This is a genomic window from Acetobacter indonesiensis (genome assembly GCF_000963945.1).
Lineage (GTDB): Bacteria > Pseudomonadota > Alphaproteobacteria > Acetobacterales > Acetobacteraceae > Acetobacter > Acetobacter indonesiensis.
The window spans coordinates 177,054-189,903 of record NZ_BAMW01000057.1; the positions used below are offsets into that span (position 1 = coordinate 177,054).

At 56.3% G+C, this 12,850-nt stretch carries 11 protein-coding genes; 7 read left to right on the forward strand and 4 right to left on the reverse strand.

From position 1 onward, the window contains the following. The first annotated feature begins 97 nt into the window (after positions 1-97). From Abin_RS13180 to Abin_RS13195, 4 genes are all read left to right on the forward strand, one after another. The gene (locus tag Abin_RS13180; RefSeq protein WP_146867635.1) at positions 98-1,522 is read left to right on the forward strand and encodes a hypothetical protein; all 1,425 of its coding nucleotides are present in this window, start codon (positions 98-100) and stop codon (positions 1,520-1,522) included. Positions 1,523-1,637: 115 nt separating this feature from the next. Then, positions 1,638-2,147 carry a GNAT family N-acetyltransferase gene (locus Abin_RS13185; RefSeq protein ID WP_048847624.1) on the forward strand — a complete coding sequence of 170 codons (510 nt, stop codon included), beginning with the start codon at positions 1,638-1,640 and terminating at the stop codon, positions 2,145-2,147. A gap of 94 nt (positions 2,148-2,241) precedes the next feature. Further along, positions 2,242-2,904: a fused DSP-PTPase phosphatase/NAD kinase-like protein gene (locus Abin_RS13190; RefSeq protein WP_048847728.1), complete on the forward strand. Its 663-nt coding sequence runs from the start codon at positions 2,242-2,244 to the stop codon at positions 2,902-2,904. A 33-nt stretch (positions 2,905-2,937) separates the two neighbouring features. Then, positions 2,938-3,852 carry a DMT family transporter gene (locus tag Abin_RS13195; RefSeq protein WP_048847626.1) on the forward strand — a complete coding sequence of 305 codons (915 nt, stop codon included), beginning with the start codon at positions 2,938-2,940 and terminating at the stop codon, positions 3,850-3,852. Positions 3,853-3,954: 102 nt separating this feature from the next. On the opposite strand, the gene Abin_RS13200 is transcribed toward Abin_RS13195, so the two are convergent. The 3 genes from Abin_RS13200 to Abin_RS13210 are packed head-to-tail and all read right to left on the reverse strand — an operon-like array spanning position 3,955 to position 8,197. After that, positions 3,955-5,178 carry a phosphoglycerate kinase gene (locus Abin_RS13200; RefSeq protein WP_048847630.1) on the reverse strand — a complete coding sequence of 408 codons (1,224 nt, stop codon included), beginning with the start codon at positions 5,176-5,178 and terminating at the stop codon, positions 3,955-3,957. After that, positions 5,178-6,200 (reverse strand): type I glyceraldehyde-3-phosphate dehydrogenase, encoded by a 1,023-nt coding sequence (gap, locus tag Abin_RS13205; protein ID WP_048847632.1) that lies wholly within the window; start codon positions 6,198-6,200, stop codon positions 5,178-5,180. Before gap ends, Abin_RS13200 begins: the two co-directional genes overlap by 1 nt. Positions 6,201-6,226: 26 nt before the next feature. Continuing rightward, complete coding sequence (locus Abin_RS13210) at positions 6,227-8,197, reverse strand: transketolase-like TK C-terminal-containing protein (protein WP_048847635.1); 1,971 nt, start codon at positions 8,195-8,197, stop codon at positions 6,227-6,229. Between the two features lie 277 nt (positions 8,198-8,474). Here Abin_RS13210 and Abin_RS13215 point away from each other — a divergent pair, with 277 nt between their 5' ends. Together Abin_RS13215 and hemA are read left to right on the forward strand one after the other, a co-directional pair. After that, positions 8,475-8,951: a hypothetical protein gene (locus tag Abin_RS13215; RefSeq protein ID WP_048847637.1), complete on the forward strand. Its 477-nt coding sequence runs from the start codon at positions 8,475-8,477 to the stop codon at positions 8,949-8,951. Positions 8,952-9,057: 106 nt separating this feature from the next. Continuing rightward, positions 9,058-10,332: a 5-aminolevulinate synthase gene (gene hemA / locus Abin_RS13220; protein ID WP_048847639.1), complete on the forward strand. Its 1,275-nt coding sequence runs from the start codon at positions 9,058-9,060 to the stop codon at positions 10,330-10,332. 97 nt (positions 10,333-10,429) lie between these two features. Here hemA and Abin_RS13225 read toward each other — a convergent pair whose 3' ends face one another. Further along, complete coding sequence (locus tag Abin_RS13225; RefSeq protein WP_048847641.1) at positions 10,430-11,206, reverse strand: DsbA family protein; 777 nt, start codon at positions 11,204-11,206, stop codon at positions 10,430-10,432. A gap of 246 nt (positions 11,207-11,452) precedes the next feature. On the opposite strand from Abin_RS13225, the gene Abin_RS13230 reads away from it, so the two are divergent. After that, positions 11,453-12,829, forward strand: coding sequence for a gamma-glutamyltransferase (locus tag Abin_RS13230; RefSeq protein ID WP_174766841.1), 1,377 nt, complete (start codon positions 11,453-11,455; stop codon positions 12,827-12,829). The last annotated feature ends 21 nt before the right edge of the window (positions 12,830-12,850 follow it).

The window sequence follows — 12,850 nt, forward strand, 5'->3', positions numbered from 1 at the left end:
CAGTTATTTCAAAAGGTATTGACTTTTAATGTTTGGAAAATTCAAAAAATCTGAATTTTTAAGTCAGACGAATACGATCTTTTCTTCCTTTCGTTGTATGTCTTTTCTTGTTTTCCCCATAGCTATTCTCTTTGTAGGTTATCTTCTTTCTTACGCTATTCTGCCATTTTCAAATGGGGATACGGCTTATTACGTGGTAATTGGCCGGGGCATTCTGCGCGAACATGCGCTGCCCTATAGTTATGCTTTTGATCATAAACCGCTGGGCGTTTATCTGTTTTATGGTCTTTGGGACAAGCTGGTTCCCTTAACCCACGGTACGTTCCTGTGTCTTGCTTGTCTGCTGATGGCTGCTTTTGTTGCGGTTTGTCAGCACTTCTGCTCCTTTAATCGTTGGGTGGCATGGCTTCTGTTGCTGGCTTGCGGGGCTGGTTTCAGCGTGTTGGACTCCAATACGGAAACAGTCCTTGTCACGGGTGAAGCCCTGATTCTCAGTTTGCTTTACAGGGGGGTAACTCAGCAAAAGCCCATTCTGTTTTTTCTGGCCGGGGTTATTCTGTCTTATGTCAGCAATATCAATTACCTTTCGGTTGTTTGCCTGTTTCTGCCCTGCGGTCTGATTTTGCTGTCACCCGGCTGGTTTCGGGTCAAAAATGTAGCGTTGGCTTTTGTTGGGCTTTGTGCCGGGCTGTGCGTTCTGTTTTCGCCGTACATTCTGGAAGGGCACGGAGCCTTACAGACATATTTTTCCATGCAGCGGGAGTTTCTCCACCATTATAGTGGTTCGTGGAAAGCGCGGCTTGAAACCGTCCTGTGGAGTATTTTTTACACGCTTGTGTTGAGCCCTGTTCTGCTCGCTTGGATGAAGGCTTTTCGCCCCGGTTTGCAGATGACGCACCGCAAAGCGTTGATTTTACCACTCTGGTTTGTGTCATCCCTACCCGCGACAGTCCTATCAGGGCACCCTTTCGACCATTATTATTTTCTATGCTTCGCCCCAGCCTGCGTCATGCTGGCCTGCCTGTTACAAAAACCCCATATTTTCCCGCGATATGCGCTGTTACCGCTTGGTATTTTCTCGGTCGTTGAAATGGGCTCTCATATTCATAGAAACATCCGGGAAAGCCTGTATTTAAGCAGAGTAAATTATACGGGTATTTCTGATGAAATCGGGAAAAACAAAGTATTGAATATCCGTGCGGATCATACAGTTTTTTATAGCTCAGACCTCCGCCCGTTCGATATTTACCTGTTTCAGGATCATGTTGATATTCGCTTCGGGAAAGAAAATGCCTGGAAGCGTTACATGCAGGATTTATTCCATCGACCTGTTTATGTTGTCATGCCTTATGATGGCTGTGCGCGGCAGAGTGTGGAAGCGCCGGTCTGTCAGTGGCTACAGACGCACTACACCCGTATTTATTCCGTTAATACGCGGCACATTCATCAACAGAAATACCAACGTTTTTCTTTGGACCTCTATAAGCTGAACTCACCAGAGCCTCTTCCTTCGGCAGGTTAGCCTCTTTGCTTAGGGCATGCCTGAAGGGATAGAAGAATAGTCTTCTATGCTGCTCCGCGCGGCTGGGTACAAGCAGACGTGTAAAAGCGGACAATACTGGATGTCAGGGGGAAAGATGCCCATAAGAAATGCAACCGAGGCAGATGCCGCCAGTATTGCCGGTATCTACAATCATGCCGTGCAACACACGACCGCTATCTGGAATGATCAGGTCGTGGATGTTCCCAACCGTGTGGTATGGTTGCATGACCGTCAGGCCGCAGGTTTCCCCGTGCTGGTTATGCAGAATGCAGATGGACAAGTGACAGGATACGCCAGCTACGGGCCATGGCGGGCGTTTGACGGGTATCGTCACACAGTCGAGCACTCCGTTTATGTGCATCCAGACCATCATCGGAAAGGCATTGGGCAGGAATTGATGCGCGCGCTGATTGAGCAAGCCAAACGCCAAGGGCTGCATATCATGGTCGCGGGCATAGAGGCAGGCAATGCGGGGTCAATCGTGCTGCATCGCAGGCTTGGGTTTGAAGATAATGGCACCATGCAGCAGGTAGGCTGTAAGTTTGGACGCTGGCTTGACCTGACTTTCATGACATTGCGGCTGGATGCACGTCCCAACCCGTAGGAAACCGGGGCGGTAGGGAAAGGATTGTTGACGCCATACGTTTGGGGTGGGACACATCATCCCTATTCAGAAAAAACGGGAGCAGCGTACAGTCGTGTTTGACGGCCAATTGACTTCTCTGGCAGGCCGTACGCGGGCCTGGACCGATAGCCTGTTTGTCGATCATGCCGTGTTTCGGCTGGTCTGGACCAACTTCCATACTGTCGTGCCCGGTAAGGTGTATCGCTGTAATCACCCAACCCCAGCCCGGTTAAAGCGGGCCATGCAGCGCTATGGTCTGCGCACGCTGGTTAATCTGCGGGGGCACCGGAAATGCGGGTCTGACGCACTTTCTCGCTCTACGGCGCAAAAGTTGGGGCTGGCGCATGTTGATATGGCGTTTGAAAGCCGAGGCGCCCCGCACCGGGACCGTATTCTGCGTTTTGCCAGTTTGTATCAGCAGATCGACTTTCCCATGTTGATGCATTGTAAATCAGGTGCTGACCGTGCCGGGTTGGCCTCTGCTTTGGTTATTCTGTTTGAAGGCGGCGATTCAACGCGGGCGCTAAAGGAACTGTCCTGGCGTTTTGGGCATTTCCGTGGGTCGCGCACGGGTATCTTGGATGCTTTCTTTCTGCGCTATCGGGCAGACGCAGAAGGACGCTTGCCGTTTCTGGACTGGGTGCGTGACGAATACGATGAAGCAGCCCTGAAACGGGACTTCGTCGCCGGAAAAATTGCATCGTTCATGACGGATCAGGTGTTGCGTCGCGAATAATGTTTGCTGGGTAAAAAGGGTAAGCGTAACAGCATGACACAGGCTACGGCACCAGCGGCACCGCACCCTCATTCTCGCAATGCGCTTATTTTTGCGGCTGTTTTGGCGCTAGTGTCCTGGGCCAGTGCGTATCCGGTCGTGCGGATGGCACTGCCAATGATTGCCCCCATCCCGTTGGCTGCGGCACGTTATGCCGTTGCCGCAACCATTGCGTTAGTCTGGATAGGGTGGGCGCGGCCCAAGCTTCCGCGCAAGCAGGATATTCCACGTTTTGTGGCCTGTGGGGGCATTGGCATCACGCTCTACAACATTCTGTTTAATGTGGGTGAGCAAACAGTTTCGGCTGGTGCTGCAAGTTTTCTGATCAGCTTTTCCCCGCTGCTTTCGGCTCTGGTTGCGGTAGTGTTTCTGGGTGAAAAACTGTCACCATGGGGGTGGGTTGGCTCTTTGGTCAGCTTCTGCGGTGTGGTGCTGATTGCCCGTAGTCAGCCCGGCGGGCTGACATTTGGGTCTGGCGCAGTAGATGTATTGGGCGCGGCCCTTGCGACAGCATTTTATAATACGCTTCAAAAAAAGCTTGTGGCTTATTATGGGGCTTTGGCGACAACAGCCTATATTCTGATTGTCGGTGCAGTGTTGCTGACACCGTGGCTGGCTGACGCTACGCGCAGCTTGCGTGTCTCCGGCCCCAAAACATGGCTGCTTGTTCTGGAACTAGGGGTATGTCCCGCTATTCTGGGGTATGGCGCATGGGCTTATATTGTCGGCCAACTGGGTGTCGCTCGGTCTTCTGGCCTATTGTATCTGCTTTCGCCGACCACGCTGGTGCTTGCGTTTCTTTTGACAGGGGAAGTGCCGACACCGCGTATTCTGCTTGGGGGTGCCGTAATTCTTGCTGGTGTTGCGGTGATGGCTGCCCGTGGCCGCAGTAAAGCACAGCAGGTTTAGAAAGTAGCTTTAAAAGGAACGATCTATTAAAAAACGCCGGGGCATTTCTGCTCCCGGCATTTTTTTGTTGTTCCATTAAGGAAAACGTAAGCCCTGAACGGATCAGATGGGAATAGTCCGTTCAAGCGTTGTGCTGATTGCTGTCAGGCCGGGTAGAACCTTCCCTTCCAGCCATTCCAGAAAAGCCCCGCCAGCGGTGGAGACATATGTCATATCTTCCAGCACACCCGCGTGACGCAGGGCGGATACTGTGTCCCCCCCACCTGCAATGGTTTTCAGCTTGCCTTCTTTGGTCAGACGTGCGGCTTCCTGTGCAACGGTGTTTGTACCGTTATCAAATGGCGGAAGTTCAAACACGCCCAGCGGGCCATTCCAGACAAGGGTTTTCAGGTCAGCCAGTTTCTGGTTCAGCAGCTTGACTGTTTCCGGCCCAACATCCAGCGCCATCCATCCGTCTGGAATATCGGTAACCGGAGCAACCGCAGTGGGTGCCCCCGCCATGAAGTCTTCTGCCAGCACAACATCAACCGGCAGAATCAGTTCACAGTTCTTGGCCTTAGCCTGCGCCATGATCTGGCGGGCCGTATCAAGCATGTCTTCTTCTTTCAAAGACTTGCCGACTTTATATCCCTTGGCTGCCAGGAACGTATTGGCCATGGCACCGCCAACAGCCAGAACATCCACTTTTTCCAGCATGTTTTCCAGCAGTTCCAGTTTGGTGGAGACCTTGGCCCCTCCAACAATGGCACCTACCGGGCGTTCAGGGTTTTCAAGGGCTGCATCCAGTGCTGCCAGTTCGGCTTCCATCAGGCGGCCAGCATAAGCGGGCAGATGGTCCGCCACGCCAGCGGTTGAAGCATGGGCACGATGCGCGGCTGAAAACGCATCATTCACATACACATCACCCAGCTTTGCCAGTGCGGCTGAAAGATCAGGCGCGTTGGTTTCTTCACCGGGCTGGAAGCGCGTGTTTTCAAGCAGCAGCACTTCACCATCCTGCAAGGATGCAGCAGCGGCTTCTGCATCGGGGCCAATGCAGTCATGGGCAAAGCTGACAGGCTTGCCCAGTGCAGTGGCCAGAGCCGTTGCAATCGGCTGAAGCGACATGCCCGGCACCACTTTGCCTTTGGGGCGGTCAAAATGGCTGAGAACAATAACCCGGCCACCTTTGTCTGCCAGTTCCCGAATGGTGGGAACCACCCGTTCAATACGGGTCAGATCTGAAATGGCCCCATCTTTTGTCGGAACATTCAGGTCAACGCGCAGCAGGATACGCTTGCCGCGTGGGTCAAGCTTATCAAGCGTGTTGAAAGGAAGTGCGGCCATTAGAGTGATCCGAACAGAGCGGCTGTATCAGCCATACGGTTGGAGAAGCCCCATTCGTTATCGTACCAAGAGCAGATACGCACCAGCTTGCCACCATCAACCAGCGAGGTCTGGGTTGCATCAAAGCTGGAAGACGCCAGCGCATGGTTGAAATCGGAACTGACCAGCGGCGCGGTGGAATAAGCCAGAATGCCTTTCAGCGGGCCGGATTCAGAGGCAGCCTTAATGGCGTTGTTTACTTCTTCAACAGAGCCCGGAATCTTTTTCGGCACGAAGTCGAGAGAAACCAGAGACACGTTGGCAGTCGGCACACGAATGGCGGTGCCATCCAGCTTGCCTTTCAGGTGGGGCAAAACCAGACCAACAGCGCGGGCCGCACCGGTTGATGTCGGGATCATGTTCAGGCCAGCGGCACGGGCGCGGCGCAGGTCTTTGTGCAGGGTGTCAACCGTGCGCTGGTCACCGGTGTAGGAATGGATGGTCACCATGTAGCCGCGTTCAATGCCGAACGTATCTTCCAGCACCTTGGCAACCGGGGCCAGACAGTTGGTGGTGCAGGATGCGTTTGAAATAACCGTCATGTCCGGTGTCAGAACGTCTTGGTTCACACCGTAAACAATGGTGGCATCGACATCCGTTCCGGGGGCGGAAATCAGCACTTTGCGGGCACCAGCCTTCAGAAGCTGGCCTGCTTTTTCCTTGGATGTGAACAGGCCCGTGCATTCCATGGCTACGTCAACGCCTTCAAACGGCACTTTTGACGGGTCACGTTCAGCAGAAACCGTAATCGGGTCCCAGGTGCGGCCATGTGCCGTGATGATCAGCTTGTTGCCGTCAACGCGCACGTCAGCCGGTAGGCGACCATGCACACTGTCATAGCTAAGCAGGTGGGCGTTGTCTTCAACGCTGCCAAGATCGTTGATTGCCACAGGAACAACGTCGGTCCGTCCGCTTTCAATCAGCCCGCGCAGGACAAGTCGGCCAATGCGACCGAAGCCGTTGATAGCGATTTTGACTGCCATTTTTCTCTTCTCCGTATTTTTTATCTTTATGGTCTTGTCAGTAACGGTCCCCGAACGCGTGTCCGGGGCTGGTCCGGCGCGTACAGGGAAGGCCCCCGTGCAGCGCCTGAGGCAAAAAGGTGATGCTCCACCTTTTCACAGATCGCTTCAGCAGTAATGCCGAAACGTTCATACAGGGCGTTGGCCGGGGCAGAAGTGCCAAAATCATCCATGCCAACAAATAATCCATCTGGGCCAAGCCAGCGTTCCCACCCAAAGCCCGAGGCGGCTTCTATACCAACCCGTAGGCCCGCGTTGCCCAGCACGGTGCGACGGTAACTGGCAGGCTGCCCTGCAAACAGTTCCCAACACGGAATGGACACAACAGCGGCATTAATATTGCGTTGCGCCAGATGGTGCGATGCTTCCAGCGCAATAGCAACCTCCGGCCCGGACGCAATCAGCGTGACCTGACGTTTTTCTGGCTGCTTCAACACGTAACCGCCCCGTACGGCGCTGCCATAGGCAGGCGCAGGCAGGCGTTGGGGCGTGTTTTGACGTGGGCAAAGCACCAGCACTGCGGGGCCGTTCTGCCACTGAAGGGCGGCTTCCCAGCATTTGAAGGTTTCTTCCGCGCTGCCGGGGCGGAAAACAGCCAGATTGGGTGTGGCACGCAGACTGGCCAGTTGTTCAACGGGTTGCCAGGCTCCGCCGCTGTCGCCCAGTGCCAGCCCATCATCCGTAAGAAGGTAGAGCACTTTCTGACGCATGAAGGCTGCCATCCGCATGGCAGACCGCATACGGTCAACCGTCATCATGCTGGCGGCGCAACAGGGAAGCAGGCCGCCATGCAGGGCAAGACCGTTGAGCATACCAGCCATGCCATGTTCCTGAATGCTGCACTCCTGCCCGCCCGGCACGGTGGGGGGCGCACGCCAGCCCGCCTGCTCCCTGACGGTGGGCGGCACGCTGTAGGCGGAGGAGGCTGTCAGGCACACAAGCTCAGGCCGGGTATCAGACAGAGCATGAAGTGCGGCCAGCCCGGATTCCTGCGTGGATGTATCCAGCGCCGTGCGCATGCGCCATTGCCATGCTCGCTGCCAGTCTTCATGGAACAGGGTTGGCTGCCGTGCGGTATGTTCACGCTCAAACTCGGCCCGCTGGCGGTGTCGTGCAAAGCGCCGCAACCAGGAGCGACGGGTCGAAGCACCCCGGCGTGCCGTGGGGCTCCACTGCCCCGTCAGTTCTTCTTCAGGCGTTGTTTTCTGGTCAGCCGGAATGGTGGCTGTGGCCGAAGGCAGGCAGGCAATCAGGGTTGGCTTTCTGGCACGCAATGTTGCGGCCAGTGCGGTTGTGATGGCGGGCAGGTTTGTTGCATCCACTTTACGCACGGTCCAGCCTGACCCACTGAATCGGGTAAGCGAATCGGTAAAATCAGCCAGATCAGCCGTGGCGGATGGAGCGACCAGAACTGCCAGACGGTCGAGTCCGAAGCGCCCGGCAAGCTGGGCTGCTTCCATGGCCACGCCCGTTACCAGATCGGAATCCTGCGCCAGCACCCATGTGCGGTGATTAACCAGAGACCGCCCGAACCGTCGCGAAAGCGTTTGTTCTGCCAGCGCCATCCCAGCGGCTGCGGCAACACCCTGCCCCGCAGGGCCGGGGGCGACTTCAAGAGCAGGGTGACGCCCATATTCCAGCGGCAGAGCCATCTGCTCCTTGCCGCCTGTCAGTCGTAGCATGGCGCGTAACAGCGGCAGCATGGTTGTGGACGGGACGACAAAACGGTCACGGTCAGGCCAGTCGGGGGCAGCAGGGTCAAACCGGAGGACGCGGCACCATAAGGCGGTGACGGGCAGGCACATCAGGTCAAGAACAGTGCGGGTATCAGGCAGCAGCGTTTCAGCGCGCAGCAACAGGCGCGCGGCATGGCCCATCCGCGCAACGCTGATCTGTTGGGCGGAGAGGCCTCCGTCTTCCTCGGGGAAGTACTGGTCTGTCGAAAGGACTGTTGCCATTCGCCTGCCTCAGGTGACGGGCCTGTCATGACGACAAGTCTTCTCATCACTGCGTCTTGGTCAATAAAGGCGCTGGCACGTTTGGGCAAGGGCTCATCCGTGCGGCCTTTTCAGTTATCATAAAACAGATAAAAAACGGCCAGAAAACGGCGCCTGTGGTGCTTTTATTCGGGGCGTGTGTGGCCTACGCCTTGCGTCCGTAGCCAAGGAGCGCGAAAGAGAATGAGCGCTTTCATGTTGTCCATGTCGTATTGTCCTTATCGGAGCTTTGCCAGCCATGCCCTCTGTTACCCGTTTTGCAGAAAGGCGGCCCGCGTTGCAGGTTATGCTGCTGGCTGGTGTTGTGCTGTGCCTGAGCGGGTGCAAGCTGGTTGATCAGAAGACGTTTAACCCGCAGGCAGGAAAGCCGCCCAAGCCCTATATTCCGCCGCCTCCGCCCGGACCACCGCCCGTACCGCCATTGGTTGAACTGGTTTCGGGTACGCCACCAGCCGAATGGTCTGCCCCGGTTGAGCAGATGGTCCGCAAGGCTTTGGTGCGGAAGCCCAACATTCTGTTTGTGGTGAAATGTCTGGTACCACCGTCTGGTAATTCCGACCTTGACCAGTTGACGTTGGTGCAGTTGGTGCAGGGTGACGGACAGGCCGTAACGCAGGCCATTATCAAGGCTGGCGCTGCCCCTGATCAGGTGGAAATAACGGCTATGCCAGATTCGACCGTGACGAAGCCGGTCATCAGGGTGTATGTGCAGTAACGCTCACACTATATGTGAAGTTGTTCTGTAAAAGACACCGGCCAGACGGCCGACGGGCCATGCGCCGTGCCCCGACCGTTTCTGACGACGCGAGGAGAGTAGTAGCGTGGGATCGATCACAAACGCCCGGCATCCGTTTTATGAACATTGCCATACGGCGTTGAACGACATCAGGCAGCAGGGGCGGTACCGTACGTTCACGCCACTGGCGCGGCTGGCTGACCGTTTCCCTTTGTATGAAGAAGAAATTGCAGCCCTGCCTGAAGGCCGTGAAGTCGTGGTGTGGTCCACCAACGATTATCTGGGTATGGGCGTTGTGCCAGAAGTGCAGGAAGCCGCCATTGCCGCTATTCGCGAGCATGGTGCGGGTTCAGGCGGGACGCGCAATATTGCGGGCACCAGCCCCCTGCATACGCAGCTTGAAGCTGAACTGGCAGCCTTGCATGGCAAGGAAGCTGGCCTGCTTTTTGTTTCTGGCTATGTTTCCAATCAGGCCAGCCTGCAAACAATTCTGACCTCCATGCCCGGTTGGATCTGCTTTTCAGACCGCATGAACCATGCGTCCATGATTGCAGGTATCAAAGGGGCACGTGGTTCCCAGACGGTTATTTTCGAACATAATGATCTGACTGATCTCGAAGCCAAACTGGCGGCCGCACCGGCAGAAGCACCAAAGTTGATTGCGTTTGAAAGCGTGTATTCAATGGATGGTGACATGTCGGATATTGGCGCAATCTGTGCGCTGGCCCGTAAATACAATGCCATTACTTATCTGGACGAAGTGCATGCCGTTGGCCTGTATGGCGAAGAAGGCGGCGGGGTGTCCCAGCGTGATGGCGTAGCCGATCAGGTCGATATTATTGAAGGCACGTTGGCCAAAGGCTTTGGCGTGCACGGCGGTTACATTACGGCATCAGCCGAAATTGTTGATTTTCTGCGCTCTACCGCATCCGGCTTCATTTTCACCACGGCTCTTCCCCCCGCTGTTGTGGGTGCGGCTTTGACCAGTGTGAAAAAAGTACGGGCGGAGGGCTGGCGGCGTGAAAAAATGTTTGAGCGCGTGAATACCTTCCGCCACCGGTTGCGGGCTGCGGGTATCCCGTTCACCATGACGCCAAGCCATATTGTGCCGGTGCCTGTTGGGGATGCTGAAGTCTGCAAACGCATCAGCCGCCGCTTGCTGACCGAATATGGTCAGTATGCGACTCCTATCAACTATCCGACGGTGCCGAAGGGCACGGAGCGTCTGCGCCTGACCCCAGGGCCATTCCACACGGATGAGATGATGGATGAAATGGTGCATGCCCTGTCTGTTTTGCTGCGTGATGAAGGGGTCATTCCCGCGCACCCGGCAGAACGGCAGACAGAAAAGGCTGCTTGATTAGTCAGATTGTCATCAGATAATCGGGTTTAGAAATCAGGGCTTCTTTCCGCCTTTCACGGGGTGAAAAGAAGCCCTTTTTGTAACGGCTTTTCTATCAACCTGCTTTGCGCAGGCGGGCAAGGGCCGCTTTCAGTTCATCATAGGAGACGGCACCGGGAATAATTTCCTTGTCGCCAATAATGAAGGTCGGTGTGCCTTCAAGATCAATCGAGCGTGCCAGTTCCAGATTATGGCTGGCAGCAGCCACAACCTTGGGGCTTTTCATGTCTGCCAGCAGGCGGTCAGCATCCAGCCCCACATGCTGTGCAATACGGCGAATCCGGTCGGTAGAAGCGCTGGCAGGATCAGCCATCAGGGCTTTCTGGAACGGCAGATACGCATTCTGTAACCCGGCTGCCAGAATGGCCTGCGTATCCATCACGCTGTTGGGGCCGAGTACGGGAATAACCTTTTCAACCAGACGCAGGTCCGGTTCGGACGCAACCAGTTTGTCCAGATCGTTCAGAACCTTGCGGCAGTAAGGGCAGCGGGGGTCGTAAAATTCCACCACTTTCAGTTTGCCGTGCGGGTTGCCCAGCACAACATCTGTGTTGCTTTCGCCAAAATCAGCCTTGTTGCGGCGCACAGCGTCAAGCGCAGAGGTTGCTTTCTGGGCCGAGGCCTTGGCCTGCAAGGCGCTGATGGCATCAGACAGGATGGTGGGGTCTGATTTCAGCGCATTGCGCAGAATATCAACAATTTCAGCGCGCTGCACGGGCGTGAAAGCGGTATCAGCCGCCCGTGCAGGGGCGGCACCGCTACCCAGCAGAAGAAAGCAGGCGGCCCCAGCGAGGGCAATCTGCCTGAAAGAGGAGGAAATCAGCTTTTTCATGGTTTTTCACCTGTAAAGCAGAACTGTTGCGATGGGAATGCAGCGTGGGCATGCTAACAGAGTGCAGGAAATTGCGTGGGCGTGTTGCTGCCTGTGCAGATCAAGGTTATCGGAAGAGAACCCTGTGCCCGTTTGCGGGCAGACCAGAAGAAGTGGAGACATCAAGGCGTGCCCGAGCGTTTCAAAAAGACCCGTTCAGCCCGGCTTGCGCCGTTATTTTCAGGTCAGGCCCGCATGGCGGCGCTGATGATGACCTGTTCTCTTTCGGCCTGCGGCCTGCTGGGAGGCGACGACAAAGCTAAGGCGCCGCGCACCCCCTACCTGACCGGCTTTGTTGGGGAAGTTGTGGCAGATGAACCGCAGGCGGCGCTGGTCGCGCGTGATGTTCTGGCCAAGGGCGGGAACGCGGCGGATGCTGCGGCGGCACTTGGCATGGCATTGTCTGTGACCTTGCCGTCTCGTGCGTCTCTGGGGGCTGGTGGTGCCTGCCTTGCATGGAAACCGGGCGATGCGCAGGGGCAGGCCTTTGTTTTTCTGCCCAAGGCTGGCGAGGCTGATGCCCAGTCTGACAGGCCGGCATCCGTGCCTATGCTGGCGCGTGGCCTTTACATGATGCAGTTGCGCTACGGCAGCGTGGACTTTGCAGACATTGTCGTAACGGCCCGTAATCTTGCGACAGATGGTGTGCCGGTTAGTGGTCTTCTGGCGTCCGATCTGGCTGCCGTGCAGTCTCCACTTTTGGCGGATGAAAAAACCCGCACCATTTTCAGCAACGGAAATGGCAGCGTGCTGAAGGTCAGTGACCTGATGGTCCAGCCGCGTCTGGCGGGTGCGCTTGAACGGATTCGTATTGCCGGTGTGGGGGATCTGTATAACGGATCTTTGGCGCAGGCTTTTGTTCAGGGGGCACAGGCTGCCGGGGGTGGCCTGAGCACGGCTGATCTGCGGAACAGTCTCGCAACGGTCGAAACACCCCTGACTCTGCGGTCTGGCGGGGTGGATATCAGCTTCCTGCCGCCACCAGCCGATGGTGGTCTGGGCACCGCCGCAGCGTTTATTGGCAGCGATGGTCATGCCACCGTGCGCGGAGAAGCGGTTGTGTCTGGCTGGCGGTCCCGTCAGTCTGGCAAGGGTGGCAGCGTGAACGTGGCCGATGCTCAGGCGCTGCTTAACACAGGGAGTTTCCCGTCAGGGTCTGCATTGCCTGCGCTGCCAGCCTCAACATCGTTTGTGGTGACAGACCGGCAGGGTGAAACCGTAAGCTGTGCGGTCAGCATGAACAATTTGTTCGGCACCGGGCGCATAGCGGGGTCAACAGGCGTGGTGCTGGGGGCATCACCGGCGCGTCGTCCTTTGCCGTTGTTGACAGCAGCTATTGCGCATCAGGGCACAGCGCAATTCCGGGCGGCGGCTACGGCATCTGGCCAGAACGTGGCGGCAGATACGGCAGCAGTTGCATTGCAAGCAGCCATTGCTGGCGGTCGGCCTGATGTTACCAGTGGTCCGGGCCGGGCGAATTTCGTTTCTTGCCCGGCAGGTCTGCCTGGTGGGGCAGGTAAATGCTTTGGCTGGACAGACCCACGAGGCTCTGGCCTTGCAATCTCATCCGGCGGCACAAAATAAGCGGCTACGGAGAAGACGGAA